Below are 22,925 nucleotides of genomic sequence, written 5' to 3' on the forward strand. Positions count from 1 at the left end.
TTCTATTATATCTTTGCTGAGTACGTAGTACATAAAAGGTTGCTTGGTATGGTTCGCAAAACAAATATCAGCAACCTTTTTTATTTTTAAGCAATTCTACCAAAAGTCAAGATGACTTCGATATCTATAAACTACCACGAACAATAAGTGAGCATGGGCTTGCGACTTTTCCTTTTTGTCTATTGCGAACCATTCTTCCTGCAAGTTTCCCCATTTTTTGGAAGTCATTTGAGATAGTTGTTATACCATCTTCTCCCAAAATTTGTTTGATAGGCGTATCGTCATAAGTTAATAGACCAACATCTTCTCCTAGTTTTAGACCTTTTTTATTGACATGATTCATAAAGCGTATGATATCACTTTCGAGAAAAAGAATATAAGCCTGTCCTGCCTCAATACAATCGACTTCGAGGTTATCTATAATGCGGGAGTCGATGCCAAAATCGTTGGTAAATCTTTTAAATCCTTTGGTAATACCGTTAGGAGTATATTGAAATTGGTTTTTACTGAGAAAGAGTGTAATTGCTTTGTATTTCTTAAGAAGTGGTAGCGCTTCCTGTAAACCAGAGTAGATATTTTCTTCAAAATTTTGATACAATACTGCGTAGTCATTGTCAAATTCGTCTATGTCAATATCTAAAACCAATAGTTTATCCTTTGGTATTTGTCCTACAATATGCGATACATCCTCATTGAAGTGCGGCATGACGATATAAAAATTGTAGTTGCCTATATTGTTAACAAGTACATTCTCAAATACTTTTATATCATGATAGTGGAAAAATAAATTAATAGACACATGATCGCCTAGTGCTTCTTTGAGCGAGTGAAACAAGGTTTCTTTGTAGGCATTCATCGCATCAAATAGCACAAACACATGCATAGTCGTTTGCACGTCAGTTGACGCTACAAAATATCCCTTTCCATGTTGAGCCGCCACAATACCACGTTCTCTCAATTCTTCATAAGCTCTAATAATAGTCATACGTGCAACACCCAGTGACTGAGTGATTTCATTGATTGTAGGCAGTTGGTCACCACGTTGTAGGGTGCCATTCTGAATTTTTTCAATGATATCATCAATGAGTTGTTGGTATTTGGGTTTTTGAGCGTTTGGCTCTATTTGTAAATATTTGCCCATCTTTAATAATAAATGATTCCAGTCCTAGTGCCTAAAATGGATAATAGACCAAGTTAGTCAGGAAATTGCTGATATGAAAATTTTGCTTGGTGGTGCGATTAACTTAAGTAGAATAAGTGTGACAATCGATAAAGCAATTATGTGTGGTAAAACTAATAAGTTTTTTATAAAAAAATGAAGAAATATTTGCATGAAAAAAATATTATATAGAATTTTACTTCATAGAACAGTACAGAACACGGTAGAACTTGTATTTTTCTAACACTATTATATGAAGACACTGCATTTTCACTATTCTGTTATTGTATTTTTCTAATTTTTGGAGTAATTCAAAAAAAACTAAAAAAAATCCACAGTTTCAAATTAAAGAAAGGAGGTCACCACCAGACAGTAAAGGCACATCGTAACTAATCGTTTTCAGTTCATTATTATCCAAAAAACCAATTATATGAAAAACAAATTACTAAATTATTTCAAGCATGTTTGTGTCTTGAGTGTAATGCTATTGTATGCTGTTTCAACAGTAGCTCAAGACAAAAAAGTAACAGGAAAGGTTGTTGGTGTTGACAACCAAGGTATCCCAGGTGTGAGTATTATGATTAAAGGTACTCGTACGGGTACTACTACGGATGCTAACGGTAGTTTTTCTATCAATTCAAAATCTTCAAGTGATGTACTCTTATTCTCGGGTATTGGCTATAAATCTAAAGAAGTTAGCGTAGGTGGACAATCTTCTATAAGTGTAACTTTAAGTGAAGATATTTCTGCTTTGGAAGAGGTAATCGTTACAGGTTATGCTACGACTAACAAAAAAGAATCTACCGCTGCGATTTCGACAGTAAAAGCAAAAGACTTAACGGCAGTACCATCAGGTAACGTAGAGCAACAATTGCAAGGTCGTGTATCAGGGGTAACAGTTATTACAAACGGTCAACCTGGTACAAGTTCAATCATTCGTGTGCGTGGTTTTGGCGCATTGGGTGGTAACGAACCTTTGTATGTAGTTGATGGTGTACCTGTAGGTTCTACAGACTTTTTATCACCAGGTGATATTGAAACTACTACTGTATTGAAAGATGCGGCAGCAGCTTCTATCTATGGTGCTCGTGCAGCTAACGGTGTAATCGTATATACTACAAAGAAAGGCACTAAAAAAGCTAGAAAAATGGAAGTAAGCTACGATGGTTTGTTCGGTTTTACAGATCCTAACGTGGCAGGAGCTCCTAAAATGTTGTCTCCTCAAGAGCAAGCTGATTGGACTCAACAAGCTTACAGAAATAATGCGGCGGCTAATGGTACAGCAGTACAATATAACCACCCTCAATATGGTACTTCTGCTCAAGCGACACTACCAGATTACTTATATGCAACTGGCTATGGATCAGGTATCCGTGGAACAGTAGATATCAATGCTATAAGAGCTGCTTATGCTGCTAATCCGGGTAATACATTCTTAATTAAACCGAATGTAGCTGGAACAAACTGGTATCAAGCAATCACTAGATCAGCTCCTATTCAAAGACATAACCTAGGTTTTAGTGGAGGTACAGAAACATCTAGATATTACATTGGCTTATCAATGCAAAATCAAGATGGTATCTTGTTATCAAACAATTATAAGCGTTACTCGTTCCGTGCTAATACTGAATTCGACTTGTCAAAAAGAGTAAGAATAGGTGAAAATTTACAGTTTACTTATCGTGCTGTAGTTGGACAAGCTGGAGGAAACAATGGTTTAGGTATCGCAGATTCTGAGTCAGAAGTTCTTTCTGCTTATCGTATGCCAACAGTTATTCCAGTTTATGATGAATTAGGAAACTTTGCTTCAACAATCGCTGCAGGTTTTAACAACCCTCGTAACCCTGTTAGACGTTTGTTGTTGAATAATGGTAATGATGGCAATTTCAACGCGAATGGATTTGGTAATATTTATGTGGAAGTAGATCCTATCGATAATTTAACATTACGCTCAAGTATCGGTGGTCAGTACAATAATTATGCTTACAGAGATTATAACTATAAATATTTAGGTGATTCAGAACCAGAGGCATCAAATACTTTTAGCGAAGGTTCAGGTTATGCGTTCTCTTGGGTATTCACAAATACAGCAAGTTATAAGTTGAAAGTTGACAAACATGCAGCAACAATTTTTGGTGGTATCGAAGCATTGAATACAGGAAAAGGTAGAGCTATCTCAGGATCTGGTATCAACCCATTCTCTATGGACTTGGACTATGTAAACTTGTCAGTAGTTTCAAACCCTCAGGTAAACTCTAACTTGTTTAGTGGTGTAAACTTCTACTCACTATTTGGTAAAGTAGACTACAGCTTTAATGATAAATATTATGTTACTGCATTGGTTCGTCGTGATGGTTCATCAAGATTTGGTGCTAATAGCCGTATCGGTGTATTCCCTGCATTTTCAGCTGCATGGCGTGTAACAAGCGAAGATTTCATGAAGGATATTCCATTTATCTCAGACTTGAAAATCCGTGGTGGTTGGGGTCAAATGGGTAACTCAAACAACGTAGACCCAAATAACCAGTATTCTTTGTATGCTTCGGACAAAGGTTCATCATACTACCCAATCTCAGGCACTAACAATGGTGCTGACGCTGGTTTCTATCGTTCTCGTATTGGTAACCCAGATGCTAAATGGGAAACTGCTGTTACAACAAACATTGGTTTTGATGCAACCCTGTTGAATGGTAAGTTCGAAGTAGTTTTTGACTGGTGGAGAAAAGATACGAAAGACTTGTTGTTCCAAGTTCCTCTTCCTGGGGTAGTTGGTTCTTCAGCATCACCTCCGTCTGTAAACATTGCTAGTATGATGAACTCAGGTATTGATTTCCAGATCATCAATAAAGGTAAGTTAACTAAAGACTTGAAATACGATTTGACTTGGAATAGCTCATTCTTGAAAAACGAGATTACGTCATTAGCTCCCAATGTAAAATATTTTGAAGGAAATGCATACCGTGGTATTTCTCCAATTCGTAACGCTGTAGGTCAAAGTATTTCATCATTCTTCGGATATGAAGTGATTGGATATTTTGCAAGTGCTGACGAAGTGAAAAGCTCTCCTGCTCAAGATGGTGCTGGTGTAGGTCGTTTCAAATACAAGGATCTCAATGGAGATGGTAAAATCACGCCAGATGATAGAACATTCATTGGTAGTCCAGTACCTACTTATACAGGTGGTATTAATATTGGGTTGCAATATAAAAACTTCGATTTCTCTACTTATATCTACACTTCACTTGGTGGTAAAATCTTCAATATGTCGAAGTGGTTTACTGACTTCTTCGGAACATTTGAAGGTTCTGGTAAAGGCGTAAGAGCGAAAGATTCTTGGACTCCAGCATTAGGCAACAGCGCTCTAGCTCCAATTTGGGAAAGTGCATCTAACTTGTCAACAAGTGGTGCTTCTAACTCATGGTACGTAGAAGACGGTTCTTATGTGAGAATGCAGAACCTATCTGTAGGCTACAATGTGCCAAAAGCAGCTCTTACAAAATTAGGTCTTTCTAGAGCTCGTATCAGTGTATCAGCTAACAACATTTTCACAATCACTAAATACAAGGGTCTTGACCCTGGTGTGGGTGGTGCAGTGGATACAAACTTCGGTATCGATGTTGGTAACTATCCTGTGACTCGTAGCTTTAACGTTGGTTTGAACTTAGGATTCTAATCGTTCAAGAATACCAACAAAAAGTAATTCTAATTTTAAATCGAAATCCATTTATGAAAAGATATTCAAGTGCAAAAAAAGCAATCGTTGCTACTTTGACATTGACTACTTTGGTATTCTCATGTAAAGAAGATACTTTCTTGACAGTGTTACCAACGGGATCATTGGCACAGGCACAATTAAGTACTAAAGCTGGGGTTGAAGGCTCTTTATTGGGAGCCTATGCAATGTTAGCTGGCAAAGGCTATACTCGTTTCGCTGGTCCAAACAACTGGGTATATGGTTCTATTTTGGGTGGTGATGCCAATAAAGGTACTGACCCTGGTGATTATACAGCCATCAACCCAATTCAACGTTATGAAGCACCAGCTACAGACGGAGATATTAATGGTAGCTGGAATGCAAAATATGAAGGTATTAGCCGTGCAAATTCGACTATCCGTTTAGCAACAGCTTCTACTGACCTTTCAGATGCTGATAAAAAACGTATTATTGCAGAAGCAAAAGTATTAAGAGGCCACTTCTATTTTGAATTGAAAAAAATATTCAATAGTGTTCCGTATATCGATGAAACAAAAGATTATGGTACGGGTATTGAAAAAGTGGCAAATACTCCTGATTTCTGGGATAAAATTGAAGCTGATTTCAAAGCAGGTATGGATAACCTTCCTGAAACGCTTGATCAGGCAGGTCGTGTTAACAAATGGGCTGCTGCCGCGTATTTAGGAAAAACATATTTGTTTGAGAAGAAATACACAGAGGCTAAGGCTATTTTTGACCAAGTGATTGCTAACGGTAAAACAACGAATGGTAAAAAATATGCGTTAGTTGCTAAGTATGCGGACATTTTCAATGCTGAGAATGATAACCACGAAGAGTCAGTTTTTGCAGTACAAACATCAATGAATACTGGTAACACAAACAACTCAAATGCTTGGGACGATTTGAACTATCCTTATAACACTGGTGCTGACGGTCCTGGTAACTGTTGTGGTTTCTTCCAACCAAGTTTCTCTTTGGCAAATTCATTCCGTACAGATGCTAATGGTTTACCTTTAATAGATGGTTCTTATAATACAGGAAGTAATCAGTTAGTAAATGACTATGGCATTGAATCAAATGCAGCATTTACTCCAGATAAAGGTAATCTAGATCCTCGTATTGACCACTCAATCGGACGTCGTGGTATTCCTTACTTAGACTGGAAGGATCACCCAGGTAAAGATTGGATTCGTTCTCAACCTTATGCTGGTCCATACTCTCCTAAAAAATATGTTTACTACAAAACTCAAGAGAACACATTGACAGATGGTAGCTCATGGACTCGCGGTTATGCTACAATGAACTACACAATTATCCGTTTCGCTGACGTATTATTAATGGCTGCTGAAGCAGAAGTTGAAGTAGGTAGTTTAGAAAAAGCACGTGAGTATGTTAACAGAGTAAGAGCTCGTGCCGCAAATCCTTCTGGTTTTGTAACAAAAGCTGGTAAGCCTGCTGCTAACTATGTAATCAGCTTGTATAACACAGCATGGACTGACAAAGCTGTAGCTCGTAAAGCTGTTCGTTTCGAACGTAAACTTGAATTGTCAGGTGAAGGTCACAGATTCTTTGACTTAGTTCGTTGGGGTGAAGCTGCTACAGAATTGAATACATACTTAGCGTATGAATCTAAATTCTTAGTTACTATGTTTGGTGGAGCTAAATTTACAGCTAACAAAAACGAGTATCTTCCAATCCCTCAAACTCAAATCGATATCCAAGGTAAAGATATCTTGAAGCAAAACCCTGGTTATTAATTTTAACCAATTGTAAATTGCTTTAATACAAAAGAGATGGTATATATTGCCATCTCTTTTTTTATAAGATTTAACTCTCAATATCATGAAAAAACTATTACGACTTTGTATCTGTTTACTCCCTGTTGTTTGGCAAGTTTCGTGTACTAATGATGGCGCATTGTTTACCCAACTCAATGCAGAAGACACAGGTATTACCTTCTCAAATAGAATTACAGAGAGTGATACGATGAATGTTCTTACTTTCGAATATATCAACAATGGTGGGGGTGTTGCAGTGGGTGATTTTAATAACGATAGTTTGCCTGATGTCTATTTTACTGGAAATATGGTAAGCAATAAATTATACTTGAATAAAGGTGATTTTAAGTTTGACGATGTTACTGCAAAAGCAGGTGTAGATGGCGCAAAAAAATGGTGTTCGGGGGTAGCTATTGTAGATATTAATAATGATAACAAATTAGATATTTATGTATGTGCTACAGCTAAAAAAGTAGCTTCAGAACGAGCAAATTTACTCTATGTAAACCAAGGTGTAGATAAAAATAATGTACCTATTTTTAAAGAGATGGCACAGGAATATGGTATTGCTGATACAACTCATACTACCAATGCTGCTTTCTTTGATTATGATAATGATGGTGACCTCGACCTTTATGTACTTGTCAACGAAATGGATGATACCCGTTTCCCGAATAAGTATCACGAAAAAATTGTAGATGGTTCTTCGAAAAGAACCGATAGACTTTATAGAAATGATTGGGATCCTATAAAAAAACACCCAGTTTATACCGATGTGTCTAAACAAGCAGGAATTCAGATTGAGGGATACGGTTTGGGACTCAATATCACTGATATTAATCGCGATGGCTGGAAGGATATTTATGTAACAAATGACTATTTGACCAATGATTTGCTCTATATCAATAATCATGATGGTACGTTCACCGATCAAGCAAGTTTGTATTTCAAACATACTTCTTACTCTGCGATGGGAAATGATGTGAGCGATATCAACAATGATGGATTGGTTGACATTATTGCGTTGGATATGATGCCAGAGTCTAATTATCGTAAAAAAATGATGACGCCTGCCAATAACTATGTGACTTATCAAAATAATGAGCAATATGGTTATGGTTATCAGTATCCGCGAAATACGCTTCAGGTTAATTTGGGAAAAGATCCTTATTCTCAGCGTCCATTATTTAGCGAGGTTGGTCTTTTGGCAGGTGTATCCGAAACAGATTGGAGCTGGACTCCGATGGTTACAGATTTTGATAATGATGGTCTTCGAGACATTATTATTACCAACGGATATCCTCGCGATGTTACCGACCAAGACTTCATTGCCTATCGTGCGTCTATGTCGAGTATTATGACACGAATGATGTTGTTGGACTCGATTCCTTCTGTTAAAATCAAAAACTTTGCGTATAAAAATAAAGGTAATTTAAAGTTTGAAGAGGTGACGGAGTCATGGGGTATTACAGAGCCTAGTTTCTCAAATGGAGCAGCCTATGCTGACTTAGATAATGATGGTGATTTGGATTACATTGTGAATAATATCAATGATTCGGCATCTGTTTTTAGAAATAACGTGGTTCAGCAAAAACCAAATGAAAGCAACTACCTAAAAGTACAACTTAAAGGTGGTAAGGATAATGTTCAAGGCTACGGTGCATGGGTCGAAATTTCGTACGCAAATGATCAAAAGCAAGTATACGAATACACACCATATCGTGGGTATTTGTCTAGTGTAGACCCTACAGCACATTTTGGTTTGGGCAAAACTCAAACGGTAAAAGAGGTAAGAGTGATATGGCAAAATGGTAAAGGACAAGTTTTTAAAAATGTTAAAGCGAATAAAACTTTGTATGTAGACGAAGCCCAAGCTCAGGTATTACCCGATGAAAAAGAGAAGGCTGTAAATCCATTGTTAGTAGATATAACAGATGTAATCAATACTGGATACATTCATCAAGAACAGGATATTATTGATTTTAACGTACAAAAATTATTGCCTCATAAGTTTTCTCAATTTGGACCAGCACTAGCTGTGGGAGATGTAAACGGCGATGGATTGGATGATATCTTTGTAGGTGGGGCAAGCCAGTATAAAGGACGGTTTTTGTTGCAAAATACTACAGGTAAGTTTGAAGTAAAAGACTTTTTGCCGGGACTTGAAGGAAAAGAAAAACTCTCAGAAGATATGGGAGTATTACTTTTTGACGCAGAAAAAGATGGAGATTTAGACTTGTACGTAGTAAGTGGAAGTTATGAGTTCCCTGCGGGAGACCAAAACTATAAAGACCATTTGTTTATCAATGACGGAAAAGGACATTTTCAGTCTGCCGATCAAGCTATTCCTGCTTTACTAAAAAGTGGTTCTTGTATCAAAGCTGTAGATTATGACCGAGATGGCGATTTGGATTTGTTTATCGGGGGGAGGGTAGAGCCAGGGGCATATCCAAAGCCCGTTAATAGCTATATTCTCCGTAATGAAGCACCTCAGGTGAAATTTACTGACGTTACGGCGCAAGTGGCACCTCAACTAAATCAAATAGGTCTGATTTGTGACGCCTTATGGACTGATTATGACAATGATGGTTGGATGGATTTAGCGTTGGCTGGTGAGTTTATGCCAATAACTTTCTTGAAAAACCAAAACGGTAGGCTCACTTCGGTACAAGAAACAGGAATAGAGTCTTATAAAGGCTGGTGGAATAGCCTTAGCGCAGGTGATTTTGATAATGATGGCGATATGGATTATGTGGCGGGTAACCTAGGGCTAAACTCCTTGAATCGTGCTTCTGATTCCAATCCTATTACGGTTTATGCAAAAGATTTTAATAACGATGGACATTATGATGCTATTCCGACGGTATTTTACAAAGATTTGGATGGCGTGCGTAAGGAATTTCCATTTAATACTCGTGATGATTTAGCCAAGCAGTTTATCCAAACTCGTCAACGTTTTGATTCGTATGCGAAATATGCCAAAGCTACCATCAATGAAGTATTAAAACCTGAAGAGTTGAAAGATGCCATTATCCTAAAGGCCAATTGGATGAAAACTAGTTATCTCGAAAACCAAGGAAATGGTAAGTTTAAGATAAAAGAGTTGCCGATACAAGTACAATTTGCTCCCGTATTTGGGATGGTGGTACAAGATTTTGACCAAGATGGTAATCTGGATGTGCTAATGACTGGAAATGATTATGCGACAGAATTAACGGTTGGACGTATGGATGCCTCTCAGGGAAATATCCTAAAAGGCGATGGTAAAGGAGGGTTTACAGTACTACCAATTAATCAAAGCGGTTATCGTGTAACTGGAGATGCCAAAGCACTAGTAGAACTTCAGTCAGCAAAAGGAAGTTTGTTAACTGTTACATCTCAAAATAGAGATAAATTGAAGTTTTTTGAAAGTACAAAGCCATACAAGATGTTCAAACTAGCACCAAATGAAAATAGTGCATTATTGAGTCTTAAAAATGGTAAAACTCGAAAAGTAGAAATTCCTTATGGCTCATCATTCTTGTCACAATCGGCTCATAAACTCATGGTAGGAAGTGATGTCATAAAAGCACAAGCAATGAATGAAAAGGGTCAGAAACGAATGTTAAACTAGATTAAAATAGAAAAGGGGCGTAAGCCCCTTTTCTATTTTAATTCAAAAAACCATCTTCATCTTTAGGTTTTACTGTTGGTGGTTGCACTTGCGTTGAATCACTTGGCGCAGCATAACAGTTAATATCTACCCCATCAGGCTTGTTAAATGGCCCTTTTTTATATCCTGCAATCCGAAGCGAAGGGTCGGCATATACTTTATCCATAAACATAGCATACGCAGGCATAGCCATTTTTGCACCTTGTCCTAAACTAATACTACGAAAGTGAATACTACGGTCATCTCCACCTACCCATACACCGCCAACTAAATTTTGTGTTACGCCCATAAACCATCCATCCGAATAGTTAGATGTAGTACCTGTTTTAGCGCCAATCTCGTTGCCCTGCGCACAGCTATAACGACGTAACCCTTCAGCAGTACCTCCAGGCTCTTGAACAGCACCCTGAAGCATATGTACCATTTTATAGGCAGTTTCTTTATTCATTACTTGTTTCGTCGTTGTTTCAAAACGGCGAAGTTCGTTCCCATTTTTATCTTCAATGCTTAGAATCAAAAGAGGCTCAATACGATAGCCTTCATTCACAAATGAGCAGTAAGCATCTACTTGCTCAAATATTGAGACCTCGCTGGCACCCAAACATAAGGCTGGTGTTTCGTTCAAAGGACTTGTAATACCAACTCGGTGAGCAAACTCTGCTACTTTTTGAGGCCCTAGTTGTTTCATCAGTTTTGCCGAAACAGTATTGATAGAACGCGCCATTGCTCTACGCAAAGACATACTTTGGTACGAGTATTTACCATCAGAGTTTTGTGGTGTCCAAGATTTCATGATACCATCTTCCTGTCCGAAGGTAACAGGTTCGTCCACAACATAATCACATGGCGTTACAATGTCACTTTCGATAGCAGAGGCGTATACAAAAGGTTTGAAGGTAGAGCCTGGCTGGCGCTTACTCTGACGAACATGATCATACTTAAAGTACTTAAAATTAATACCACCTACCCATGCTTTAACGTGACCATTATTAGGATCCATTGCCATAGCTCCTGCATTCAAGATTCGTTTGTAATAATTCAATGAATCCATCGGTGAAAGAGTTGTGTCTTTTTCTCCTTGCCATGAAAACACTGTCATGCGAACAGGTTTGTTGAGAACTTCCCATACTTTTTCTTCATCTCCCTCCATTTCCTCCATCAGTTGTTTGTAGCGGTCGGTACGTTTCATCGCATCTTTCAAAAAGCCCTTTATTTCACGCATGTGTTCATCAACCCATGGATTACGACCTTTCCAATGCTCATAAAACTTCTTTTGTTGAGCCATCATGTGTTCACGAATAGATTCCTCAAAATACTGTTGCATACGTGAATCAAGCGTACAATGAATTTTGAGCCCACTGGTATAGAGATTTAATTGTTCGTCATCGCCACGACTTTGATTGAGATCTTCAATAATGGCAACCAACTGCTTTTTAATAGCTTCTCTAAAATAAGGAGCTAAACCTGTATTATGGTTCTCAACTTTGAATTTCAATAATATTGCTTGGTTTTGAAGGTCTTGGGCTTCAGCTTCTGGTAGATACCCATACTTCACCATTTGTGCCAAAACAGTATTTCTACGAATCAAACATTTTTCTGGGCGTCTTCTTGGGTCGTAAAGATTAGGGTTTTGTAACATACCAATCAAGGTAGCCGCTTCATTGACACTTACATTGCCTACTTCTTTACTAAAATAGGTCTTACAAGCTACTCTGATTCCATAAGCATTATTACCAAACTCCACCTCGTTGAGGTACATTTTCATGATTTCTTGTTTGGTATATCTACTTTCCAAACGGATGGCTAAAATCCATTCTTTCGTTTTGGCAATTACAGTACTTATTTTAGGAATACGCATCAATAGACCTTTATATTCCATGCCCTCTTCAGCCGATTCTGCGCTACGAGTATTGAAAAGGTTTTTGGCTAATTGCTGTGTAATGGTACTACCACCACCTGCCGTACCAAAGCTGGTCACAACACGGAATGTACTTCGCAAATCTATACCAGAGTGCTTAGCAAAACGAGCATCTTCTGTTGCCATCAAAGCATTGATGATATTGGGCGAAAGCTCTTCAAATTCTACTGGACTACGGTTTTCTCTGAAATATTTGGTAAGCTCAACGCCATCTTCTGAAATCAAAACGGAGGCTAATTGGCTTTTAGGGTTTTCGAGTTCTTGGAGACTAGGCATTCCTCCAAACAACCAGAAGAAGTTATAGTTAACAGCTAGAACGTATAAAACAAGTGCAATAAAACCACGAATAGACCATTTCCAGAGGCTTTGAATGGTACGTTGGTATTTACCGGGTTGGAGTTTTATCATGGGTTAATAATTATGACTTGAGTCGTTTATATGAGTTGGAAATGTTTAAATAGGGAAGTATTTCTGAAAGTTGACTCTTAACTTCCGAAATCTACTATCTAAAATCAGCAATTAGGGAAATTCGCTTTTACAAATTTAAAAATTTAATACATATACGCTTGATTTGGCAGAAAAGTATTCGAATCTGTCATAATTATTGAGTAAATGGATAATTACTAGAAAGATATCTTTCGTAAATATCAATGTCTATTTACCAATAAACCTTTTTGACTCAATTGAGGGTATTTAGTTTCAAAATACCTTTGATAGATTTTAATAGCTAAAATAGCACTGATTATTCCGACGATAGAACCTCCTAATAAGTCCTCAGGAAAGTGCTGAAAAAGATAAGGTCTAGAATAGGCTGCTGTGATTGCCAAGGTAAGAAATATAGGATTGATCATCGGCTTTTTGGCAAAAAATACCCAAAGCGTAAAAATACAAAATGCGCTGGTCGTATGACCTGATGGAAAACTATTGAATCCATGAAGCTCAACGCCACTCACGTATTTCCATGGGTATGATACATCTTTAAAAAACTCACTTGGTCGTAAGGTTTGAAACGAAAATTTTAAACCTTGTGAAATGAGTGTACTGACTGCAAATGCTGTAACTCCTATAAATGCTTGTTCGTATTTGAATACTAACCAAACCAAAATCATGGTAACAAAAAACCATCCTTCCCCCAACTGAGTAGCGCACCAGAAAAAAGTATCTGACCAAATAGTGCGATGAGAGTTAATCCAAACCATTTGTTCAAACTTTGGCGTTTGTAAAACCCATCCCAAGCACACAAGCCACATTAGTATAAAAGGAACAAAAAAAGAGAGATTATTTTTCAAAAGATTTTTCATAACTGCAAAGTTCGTAAAAATTGAGCCTCCTTCAAACTCCCCTGTTTTGATAGTAGACCAAATATGGTTGAACCTATCAGTATAGTAAGTGGTTCATTGCCTGAGAATTAATAAAAAATCTTTTTCTCAAAAGTATTGCTTCGAATTGTTGTCATTTTCAAAAAAAGTCTCTAATTTTGCAGTCTTTTCGGGATAACCTAGCTTTAGGTTAGCTCAAAAGCATGCGTACAATACTGCGTGCACGGTGACATAGAGTATCCAAACCGCGTCTGTTGGACAGACCTTTATTTGATTGAAAGCCTTGAAAAAGAATTATTTAGCAAATTATAAAATTGATATTTTTCGCCTCGACAACAAGCAGTATGTGCATGAGTTTGAGGGCGACAATCAGTTTTTTGCTGAGTTTGAGCAAGATGAAATCGGTAAAGGAAACTTCAAAGCAAAAGTAACTTTAGATAAATCAGAAACGATGATTCAGTTACTTTACGAAATTGAAGCAGTCGTAGAATTGACCTGTGATAGAAGCCTAGAACAGTTTGATTATCCTATCAGCATCACAAAAAAAATGATTTTGAAGTTTGCAGATAGAACAGAAGAAGTTACAGATGAACTGATGTTAATTGATCGCCATGTACAACAGATTAATGTTGCGCAAGATATATTCGACTTCATCTTTTTAGAAATTCCAATAAAGAGATTGCACCCCAAATTTGTTCAAGAAGAAGTAGAAGGGTACGACGAGGAAGATGAAGATGATGAAGATTTGGATGACGACGATTTGCTTTGGGAAGATGAAGAAGGAGAGTTTGTTTATACCACAGGAGGTGGGGACGATGATGACGAGGACGAAGAAGAATATGAAGAGGAAGAAGATGAAGAAAGTTCAGACGACAACTCAGAAGCGCCAATAGACCCACGTTGGGCTATATTGAAGAATTTGAAAAATAATCAAAATTAATTTTAGAGCAAGAAGCTCTCATACATAAGTTAAGTAACAACGTAACAAAATAACGGAAATAAGAAAATGGCACATCCTAAACGAAGACATTCGACAACTCGCAGAGATAAGAGACGTTCACATGATTTTGCTACTCCAAAAGCAATCACTGTAGACCCAACTACTGGCGAAATTCACTTGCGTCACCGTGCACACGTATTCGAAGGTAACCTTTACTACAAAGGTAAAATGGTAGTAGAAGGTTATGCTGCACAAGCGTAATTGACACAATATTTTAGGTATTAAATAGGCTAAAGTTTCTGATTATCAGGGGTATAGCTAATAAGTGTGTTTTTTAATATATAAAAAACACAAAAAAATACTGTTTTCAACTTCTTAAAATGCTATTTTTGCAGTTACCAATTTTGCGTAAACAAAAATAACCAATGAATATAGGAGTTGATGCAATGGGCGGCGACTTCGCCCCGCAAGCCATAGTTGAAGGAGCAGTATTAGCAGCTAATGAGTTGCCCGAAGGTGTGACAATCGTATTGATTGGTCAAACAGAGGCAATTCAAACAGTTCTTGATAAACAAAATTATACGGGATCAAACATTAAAATTGTGGAGGCTAACGAAACAATTGAAATGGGTGAGCATCCTGTAAAAGCCTTACAAGCTAAACCCAATTCCAGCATCGGAGTTGGGTTTAAACTTTTAAAGACAGGTGAAATCGATTCATTTGGCTCAGCAGGTAATACTGGTGCGATGATGGTTGGGTCACTTTTCTCGATAAAGGCAATTGAAGGTGTTCAGCGCCCAGCAATCGCTGGCTTTGCGCCTCAAACCAACGGCAAAATGGCCGTAATGGTAGATATTGGTGCAAATGCTGACGTAAAACCTGAAATGCTTGAGCAATTCGGCTTGTTAGGTTCTATTTATTACCAAGCTACCACAGGAGAAGAAAACCCTAAAGTAGGTTTGATGAACATTGGCGAAGAAGCCGAAAAAGGCTCGCTCATTGCTCAACAAGCTCACAAACTAATGAAGGAAAATGCTAAAATGAACTTCATTGGTAATATCGAAGGAAAAGATTTCTTCAAGGGTAAAGCTGATGTAATTGTTACAGATGGCTTTACAGGAAATATTCTTTTGAAAATGGGTGAATCATTGTACGGCATAATGAAAGATCAAGGAGTTGAAACAAGTTTCCTTGACAAAACAAATTATGAAGCAGTAGGAGGTAGTCCAATCGTTGGAGTAAATGGCAATGTTATCATCGCTCATGGAGCTTCATCGGCCAAAGCTATCAAAAATATGATTCATCTTTCTACTAAAATTGTAGAATCTAAAGTTACAGAAAAGATCAAAGAAGCACTTAGTGCATAGTGAGTGTTCCTGCCAACTACCGTGTTGTGCTTGAAGGCACTTCACATGACGCTAGTTCGCAGGGCACTATTTATATTATTGAACATGACAAAGATCATTGCAGCAATTACAGGCGTTCAGGGGTATGTGCCAGAGGAAGTTTTAACTAACGCCGACTTAGCAAAAATTGTTGATACCACTGATGAATGGATAATTTCCCGTACAGGTATTAAAGAACGCCGCATCTTGCGCGGAGAAGGTCAAGGTACTTCGGTCATGGGAGCTGAAGCTGTAAGGAAACTATTGGAAAAAACCAATACGAAACCTGAAGAGGTAGATTTGTTGATTTGCGCTACAGTAACCCCTGATCATTTTTTCCCATCAACAGCCAACTTGATTTGTGATAAAGTAGGTATTTCATTCAATGCTTCCTACGACATCGCAGCTGCTTGCTCAGGCTTTTTGAATGCCTTGGTAACTGGTGCAATGTTTATTGAATCAGGTCGTTATAAGAAGGTGATTGTTGTAGGCGCCGATAAAATGTCAGCTATTGTTGACTACACAGACCGTTCTACTTGCGTATTGTTCGGTGACGGTGCAGGTGCTGTAATGCTTGAGCCTAGTTCAGACGGTTTAGGCCTTCAAGATTTTATCTTAAAATCTGATGGGTCAGGTGCTAGCCACTTGATTCAGAAGGGTGGAGGTAGTGCATATCCTCCAACGCACGAAACCATTGATAATAAATGGCATCATATCCATCAGGAAGGTCAAGCTGTATTTAAGTTTGCCGTAACTCGTATGGCAGATGTTTCAGCCGAAATTATGGAGCGTAATAATCTTTCTGGTGATGATGTAGCCTTTTTGGTACCACATCAGGCCAATAAAAGAATTATTGATGCTACAGCCAACCGAATGGGTGTTGGTCCTGAAAAAGTAATGCTCAATATTCATAAGTACGGAAATACCACTGCCGCTACCATTCCTTTGTGTTTGTGGGACTATGAAAGTCAGCTCAAAAAAGGTGATAATCTTATTCTTGCTGCATTTGGTGGAGGCTTTACTTGGGGGAGTGTTTACCTCAAATGGGCGTACTAAAGTATCAAAACAGTAAACTTCCTAGCTAAATTTCACTAAACTGGGTAGTTTACTGTTTTTTTTTGTGCTAAGTTCAGAGAACATTTTTGTAATTTTGCACATTCAAATTTTTGTAATTATCAAATTTGTAACTATTTAGTGTTCAGAAAGCAAAATTGCTTATGCTATTTCTTGTTTTCTAAATAATTGAAAAAATGGCAACTACTGCAGACATCAGAAACGGACTAGTAATCAAATTTAACAACGATCTTTTTTCAGTTGTTGAGTTTTTACACGTAAAGCCAGGCAAAGGCCCTGCTTTTGTAAGAACAAAATTGAAATCATTGACTTCAGGAAAGGTAATCGATAACACATTCAACTCAGGGGTAGCAATTTTCCCTGTACGTGTAGAGCGTCGTTCTTTCCAATACTTGTATGAAGAAGAATTTGGTTATACTTTCATGGATAACGAAAACTTCGAACAAGTTACCTTAAACAAAGAGATGGTAGAAGCAGCAGACCTTATGAAAGAAGGTCAGTTGGTTGAAATCTTGATCAACGCAGAAACAGAGCAACCTATTTCTTGCGAAATGCCTCTATTTGTAGAGCTTGTTGTTACTTATACCGAACCGGGTATCAAAGGTGACACAGCCAACTCTCCTAAAAAACCTGCCACTGTTGAAACTGGTGCTACGATCACTGTACCATTATTCATTCAGAACGATGAGAAAATCAAGGTAGATACTCGTACATATGAATATGTAGAAAGAGTAAAATAATATCCTTCGATAAGTAATTGATTTTCAATAAAGTTTTACTCCTCAAGATTTTACTGGCTCAACTAAAAATACTTATATTTACTGTATCTTTAGTCCTGAATTTATAGGACACTGTCCTTTTTCGGCCTTAATTTTTTGTGAGATGTATTCTTGAAAACAATTACTTATCTGAAATTCCCTTATACGTAAAATTTATCAATTAGACATTGTAACACCAACCTCCAATGGAAAATAAAGAAATCCAAAAGCTATTAGATTTTATTGCTCAATCAACTCTTGATGAGGTAAACATCGAAACTTCTGAGTTGAAACTTTCAGTAAAGCGTTATGGTCAAGCGCCAGTGGTGCAACAAGTGGTAGCAACTCCAGCACCAGTAGTAGCGGCAGCTCCAGTTGCAGCTCCTGCGGCGGCGGCTCCAGCAGCTCCTGCAGCGGCTCCAGTAGCAGCTTCTAACCGTGTGACTATCAAGTCTCCAATGATTGGTACATTCTACCGTTCTTCTAGCCCAGACTCTCCATCATTCGTTGAAATTGGTTCAGAAGTGACAAAAGGTAAGCCAGTTTGTATCATCGAAGCTATGAAATTGTTTAACGAAATCGAATCAGAAGTATCTGGTCGTATCGTTGAAGTATTGGTAGAAAACGCAACACCTGTTGAGTTTGACCAACCGCTTTTCGTAGTTGAACAATAAGCCAACCATATTGAATTACCCCATCTATTTGGTTTTATTTTTCAATAAGTCAAAAACTCTCTTATCGATTAGTGAGTTGTTGTTGCAATAACACATCGATAAAGATGTTTAGTTGAGTTTATAACTAAAGCTAAAGAATGTTTAAGAAAATACTTATCGCCAACAGAGGTGAAATTGCCCTCCGCATCATTAGAACATGTAAGGAGATGGGCATCAAAACGGTAGCGATTTATTCTACTGCTGACCGTGAAAGCCTTCACGTAAAATTTGCTGACGAAGCTGTGTGTATTGGCCCACCGCCAAGCCGTCAGTCGTATTTGAATATCCCTGCGATTATTTCAGCAGCCGAAGTTACTGGCGCTGATGCTATTCACCCAGGATATGGTTTCTTGTCAGAAAATGCTGAGTTCTCTCGTATTTGTTCTGAATATGGTATCAAATTTATTGGTGCTACTGCAGAACAAATCAATTTGATGGGTGACAAAGCTACTGCGAAAGCTACCATGAAAATTGCTGGTGTTCCTGTAATTCCAGGTTCGGAAGGCTTGATTGATACAGTAGAAGATGCTAAGCGTATTGCGAAAGACATCGTTTATCCTGTTATTATCAAAGCTACAGCTGGTGGTGGTGGTCGTGGTATGCGTATTATCCGTCATGAAGATGAGTTCGAAAAGCTTTGGAATGATGCCAAAATGGAAGCAGCCAACGCTTTTGGAAACGATGGTATCTACATGGAAAAATATGTGGAAGAACCTCGTCACATCGAAATACAAGTTGTAGGAGATCAATACGGAAAAGTATGTCACCTTTCTGAGCGTGATTGTTCTATTCAACGTCGTCACCAAAAACTTTGTGAAGAAACTCCTTCGCCTGCACTTACTCCAGAACTTCGTGAGAAAATGGGTGAGGCTGCAATTAAAGGGGCTTCTGCTATCAAATATGAAGGTGCTGGTACAATTGAATTCCTAGTGGATAAGCATGGTGATTTCTATTTCATGGAAATGAATACTCGTATCCAAGTAGAGCACCCAATCACTGAAGAAGTTACAGATTTCGACTTGATTAAAGAACAAATTAAAGTAGCAGCTGGTGTACCTATTTCAGGACAAAACTATACGCCAAAATTGTATGCTTTAGAATGTCGTATCAATGCTGAGGACCCCGCGAATGGATTCCGTCCTTCGCCAGGTAAAATCACAAATCTTCACTTACCAGGAGGCCACGGAGTACGTATCGATAGCCATGTGTATGCTGGTTATACAATTCCACCAAACTATGACTCTATGATTGCGAAAGTAATTGTTTCGGGTCAGAGCCGTGAAGAGGTATTGTTGCGTATGAAACGTGCTTTGCAAGAGTTTGTAATCGATGGTATCAAAACTACGATTCCTTTCCATATCAAATTAATGGATGATGAACGATTCAAGTCTGGTCAATTCACAACAGCCTTTATGGAAGGTTTTGATTTGAAAAGCTTGTAATTGATTGGATTCAATTAGCCATAAAAAAGGGTTCTGTGTATGCAGAACCCTTTTTTTATAAATTAGATTTTTCTTCGAAAAGCTTTTCTATAGTTTCTCGATATGATACCCCCAATGGGATTTTCAATTTATCCAAAATTACGTGTCGAGATGATATTCCTGTTACTTTGAAACGAGGCACTATATATGATTTATGTACCCTAATAAAGTTGAGCGGTTGTAATTTAATTTGTAAGTCGGAAATCGACTCACTGATTAGCACAGGCTTCTCTTTACTAAAAATTCGAGTATAAGCGCCTAATGCTTCGATATACTGAATGTCATTTACAAAGAACTTTAAGGATTCTCTGCCTGCTTTTAAGAAAATAATTTGTTCTTCCTGAACAACAGGTTTTTGAGAAGCTTTATTCTTGATATTGATATTGTCAATGGCTCTATTAACAGCTTTTAGGAATCGCTCAAAACTAAAGGGTTTGAGTAGATAATCTGTTACTCCTACATCAAAAGCCTCCATAGAATAATCGGAATGACTCGTAGTAAGAATAATCTGAGGAGGAGCTTCAAGCGTTTTAATGAGATCTAATCCAGAAATTTCGGGCATTTCAACATCAGAAAATAGAATATCTACCTTTCCTTGATGCAACAAAGGAATGGCTTCAATGGGATTACTAAAAACTTGAACGATTTCAAGATGCGGTAACCTCTTGATGTTGGTTTCTAAAATTTTTTGAGCGATGTCATCGTCTTCTAAAATGACACATCGATAAACTGTCATGAATTAGGTGAATTATTCTGTTGTTAAATTGGCTAGAATGTACGGCGACTTCTAGAATGCAATTAGGAAAGGTTTGGCTAAAATTGACGAAAAGTTGGAAAAACAATTCATGAGAATGGTTTTCTACATCGCAACTTACGGGATTTTTGTTAGAAAATGAAATATAGAAGAAGGGAATTTAACAAAATTCCCAAGACATACTCAAGTTTTGAGCACATCTTGGGAATTGTATAATTTTCAAAAAGTAAGAATTAAAAATTCTTTAACTTAGACGAATTACGGTATTAATGATAATCTTAATGTCGAGTACTTAAACGAATCACAATGTTTATAAACTACTTAAGCTAATTTGTCTCATTTTATGATTTCTTAGGCGGTCAGATATTTAAGGGTATTGAGTAAGGATGTAATTGCATTACAAAATTACATTTTAATATTGAAGTTGAATATCGACATATGCCTGTAGCTCACCAACACACAAATTATCCTATGAATTGATGAACTATTGTATCAATTGAGGCCTTATTATTTATGAACTGCACAAATATCCCACGAATGTGCAGAGGTGTTAATTATAGATGGTAATTTTGGACAATAAATCATGAAGATATGAATAAGTTTTTTTTACAAGTTGGGGCTATCTTAGCTGCCCTATCTGTTGCACTTGGTGCATTTGGAGCACACGCGTTTAAAGCAAGCCTAGAGGCGATTGGTAGAACAGAAACCTTCGAAACGGCTGCTCGCTACCAAATGTATGGGGCATTGGGGTTGTTGGCTGTAGGAATATTGTCTGGAACATTCAAGCATGCTTTTGTAAGATATGCAGGCAATGCATTATTGGTAGGGACAATTATTTTTGCGGGAGCCTTGTACATGATTTGTGCTACAGGAGTCACTATGTGGGGAGCGGTTGCCCCAATCGGAGGTACATGCCTAATGGTAGGCTGGGTGTTGCTAGCCTTGGGAATTACTAAAAGCAAGTAAGTATATTTATTCTTAATTTAGTGAGTTGAGATTGAGTAAATGAGTGATTATGTTAAATTTTTATTACATCGGTAGTGACGCAATGATTGCATCTTAAGCCAAGCAAAATCTAGCATGGTAGCATCTAAAAGCGGTCAAAAAATATTTTCCGACCACTTTTTTGACGAAAACTTGTAGGATAGTCCCAATCTTAAAATTTGGAATGACTCATGTTTGATATAAGAATGCTGAAACTATTAAAATAAGCACTCATTCACTCAATCTCAACTCACTCAATTGTTAATGAATCAGGACTTGCTCTAGGCTTGCCCAAACGATTTCGCCCATGGTTTTACATTTGAGAAATCTGTCTGATTGATACCATCTCGCTAGTTCTTTCTTGAGTGATTCGGTATTATCTACAGAAGCAATTTCATCTCTCGCCATTACTGACATCAGCTCGTACATCCTCTGTTGCTCTACCCTCAATCTTCCTGCAATGAGCGATCTTTCTTCAATTTGGTATTGCTGAACAGATTCCGAAGTCATATATTTCATTCCAATTTCGACTAAAGGATAGTTTTGCTTGAAATACTGAGGCATATATACCGAACGTTTGCCTTCGTAGCTTTGTTGGTCAAAATCGATGGCTCGAATACGATAAAATACTTCTTCAAAATCGGGGGTAATATCAATAATAAAATTTGATGAATGCATATCGCCCAATAGCTTTACAAAACATCGTTCATTAAACTTCACAAACTCTTTGGCCAATCGACGGTAATTTACTTCTTCATAACTAGGTAGTTGCTTAAAGAATAAATCTCCAGGAATACCAATGATATGTTCTTCTACGACTGTATCCTCGAATGTCAGATAACTCATTCTATTAGGAGAAAGAAGGTGTTCTAGTTCCATGCCATATACTCGCGAGGAATCTGCACGCTTGACATAGAAATAGTCGAAGTTATCGTTCATCTTGTTGACAATTCGAATGCGAAATGGCTGTGTGTTACCATAGGTACACAAATCAATTCTATCTACGTTGAGGTGTTTAATTACCTTTTCGTCACCATCGGTTCGTAAATCGGCATAGATTTTTTTTAACCCTTCATACACAAAATCTATGTCACTATGTGGATAAAAGACTGTTTGCCAGAGTGTGTCATTCCCAAACTTATCATAAAGGTTTATGGAACTTTCAAACCTCAGTAAGTCAGCGTATTGTAAAGGCATAGTTATCTCACGCCCATATTTAATCAAATATTTTCTGAGCTGAAGATTGATTTTGAATGGAAGTTTCTTTTTTGAAATAAGAGCCATATTGCAAGATT

General features: G+C 37.6%; 15 protein-coding genes and 1 pseudogene. 11 read left to right on the top strand and 5 right to left on the bottom strand.

Annotated elements, in window-relative coordinates:
• Positions 1 to 124 precede the first annotated feature (124 nt).
• Entirely contained in the window at positions 125 to 1,141 is a 1,017-nt protein-coding gene (locus QM524_RS17230; protein ID WP_095161293.1) for a GntR family transcriptional regulator, read from the bottom strand.
• A gap of 448 nt (positions 1,142 to 1,589) precedes the next feature.
• On the opposite strand from QM524_RS17230, the gene QM524_RS17235 reads away from it, so the two are divergent.
• The 3 genes from QM524_RS17235 to QM524_RS17245 all read left to right on the top strand — a co-directional run bounded on the left by QM524_RS17235 (position 1,590) and on the right by QM524_RS17245 (position 10,265).
• Complete coding sequence (locus tag QM524_RS17235) at positions 1,590 to 4,832, top strand: SusC/RagA family TonB-linked outer membrane protein (RefSeq protein WP_283345530.1); 3,243 nt, start codon at positions 1,590 to 1,592, stop codon at positions 4,830 to 4,832.
• A 53-nt stretch (positions 4,833 to 4,885) separates the two neighbouring features.
• A complete protein-coding gene (locus tag QM524_RS17240) occupies positions 4,886 to 6,631 on the top strand; it encodes a RagB/SusD family nutrient uptake outer membrane protein (protein ID WP_283345531.1) in 1,746 nt (581 codons plus the stop codon).
• Positions 6,632 to 6,716: 85 nt separating this feature from the next.
• Positions 6,717 to 10,265, top strand: coding sequence for an FG-GAP-like repeat-containing protein (locus QM524_RS17245; protein WP_283345532.1), 3,549 nt, complete (start codon positions 6,717 to 6,719; stop codon positions 10,263 to 10,265).
• 37 nt (positions 10,266 to 10,302) lie between these two features.
• On the opposite strand, the gene QM524_RS17250 is transcribed toward QM524_RS17245, so the two are convergent.
• Together QM524_RS17250 and QM524_RS17255 are read right to left on the bottom strand one after the other, a co-directional pair.
• Complete coding sequence (locus QM524_RS17250; RefSeq protein WP_283345533.1) at positions 10,303 to 12,630, bottom strand: penicillin-binding protein 1A; 2,328 nt, start codon at positions 12,628 to 12,630, stop codon at positions 10,303 to 10,305.
• A gap of 239 nt (positions 12,631 to 12,869) precedes the next feature.
• Positions 12,870 to 13,523 carry a phosphatase PAP2 family protein gene (locus QM524_RS17255; protein ID WP_283345534.1) on the bottom strand — a complete coding sequence of 218 codons (654 nt, stop codon included), beginning with the start codon at positions 13,521 to 13,523 and terminating at the stop codon, positions 12,870 to 12,872.
• Between the two features lie 469 nt (positions 13,524 to 13,992).
• On the opposite strand from QM524_RS17255, the pseudogene QM524_RS26035 reads away from it, so the two are divergent.
• From QM524_RS26035 to accC, 7 genes and pseudogenes are all read left to right on the top strand, one after another.
• Positions 13,993 to 14,280, top strand: a pseudogene (locus QM524_RS26035) (YceD family protein); the annotation flags it as partial.
• A 267-nt stretch (positions 14,281 to 14,547) separates the two neighbouring features.
• Positions 14,548 to 14,742 carry a 50S ribosomal protein L32 gene (gene rpmF, locus QM524_RS17265; RefSeq protein ID WP_095161299.1) on the top strand — a complete coding sequence of 65 codons (195 nt, stop codon included), beginning with the start codon at positions 14,548 to 14,550 and terminating at the stop codon, positions 14,740 to 14,742.
• A 164-nt stretch (positions 14,743 to 14,906) separates the two neighbouring features.
• On the top strand, positions 14,907 to 15,848 hold the full coding sequence (plsX, locus tag QM524_RS17270; RefSeq protein ID WP_095161300.1) for a phosphate acyltransferase PlsX: 942 nt from the start codon (positions 14,907 to 14,909) through the stop codon (positions 15,846 to 15,848).
• Positions 15,849 to 15,932: 84 nt separating this feature from the next.
• A complete protein-coding gene (locus QM524_RS17275) occupies positions 15,933 to 16,922 on the top strand; it encodes a beta-ketoacyl-ACP synthase III (protein ID WP_095161301.1) in 990 nt (329 codons plus the stop codon).
• 194 nt (positions 16,923 to 17,116) lie between these two features.
• On the top strand, positions 17,117 to 17,680 hold the full coding sequence (gene efp, locus QM524_RS17280) for an elongation factor P (protein WP_095161302.1): 564 nt from the start codon (positions 17,117 to 17,119) through the stop codon (positions 17,678 to 17,680).
• Positions 17,681 to 17,904: 224 nt separating this feature from the next.
• Entirely contained in the window at positions 17,905 to 18,372 is a 468-nt protein-coding gene (gene accB, locus QM524_RS17285; RefSeq protein ID WP_166549955.1) for an acetyl-CoA carboxylase biotin carboxyl carrier protein, read from the top strand.
• A gap of 137 nt (positions 18,373 to 18,509) precedes the next feature.
• On the top strand, positions 18,510 to 19,853 hold the full coding sequence (gene accC, locus QM524_RS17290) for an acetyl-CoA carboxylase biotin carboxylase subunit (protein WP_095161304.1): 1,344 nt from the start codon (positions 18,510 to 18,512) through the stop codon (positions 19,851 to 19,853).
• Positions 19,854 to 19,908: 55 nt separating this feature from the next.
• Here the strand turns inward: accC and QM524_RS17295 are convergent, their stop codons facing one another.
• Positions 19,909 to 20,628: a LytR/AlgR family response regulator transcription factor gene (locus tag QM524_RS17295; RefSeq protein ID WP_095161305.1), complete on the bottom strand. Its 720-nt coding sequence runs from the start codon at positions 20,626 to 20,628 to the stop codon at positions 19,909 to 19,911.
• A gap of 609 nt (positions 20,629 to 21,237) precedes the next feature.
• Between QM524_RS17295 and QM524_RS17300 the strand changes: the two genes are divergently transcribed.
• Complete coding sequence (locus QM524_RS17300; RefSeq protein WP_095161306.1) at positions 21,238 to 21,612, top strand: DUF423 domain-containing protein; 375 nt, start codon at positions 21,238 to 21,240, stop codon at positions 21,610 to 21,612.
• Positions 21,613 to 21,891: 279 nt separating this feature from the next.
• On the opposite strand, the gene QM524_RS17305 is transcribed toward QM524_RS17300, so the two are convergent.
• Positions 21,892 to 22,914 carry a hypothetical protein gene (locus QM524_RS17305; RefSeq protein ID WP_283345536.1) on the bottom strand — a complete coding sequence of 341 codons (1,023 nt, stop codon included), beginning with the start codon at positions 22,912 to 22,914 and terminating at the stop codon, positions 21,892 to 21,894.
• Between the last annotated feature and the right edge of the window lie 11 nt (positions 22,915 to 22,925).

Source organism: Flectobacillus roseus, assembly GCF_030056595.1.
Classification (GTDB): Bacteria; Bacteroidota; Bacteroidia; order Cytophagales; family Spirosomataceae; genus Flectobacillus; species Flectobacillus roseus.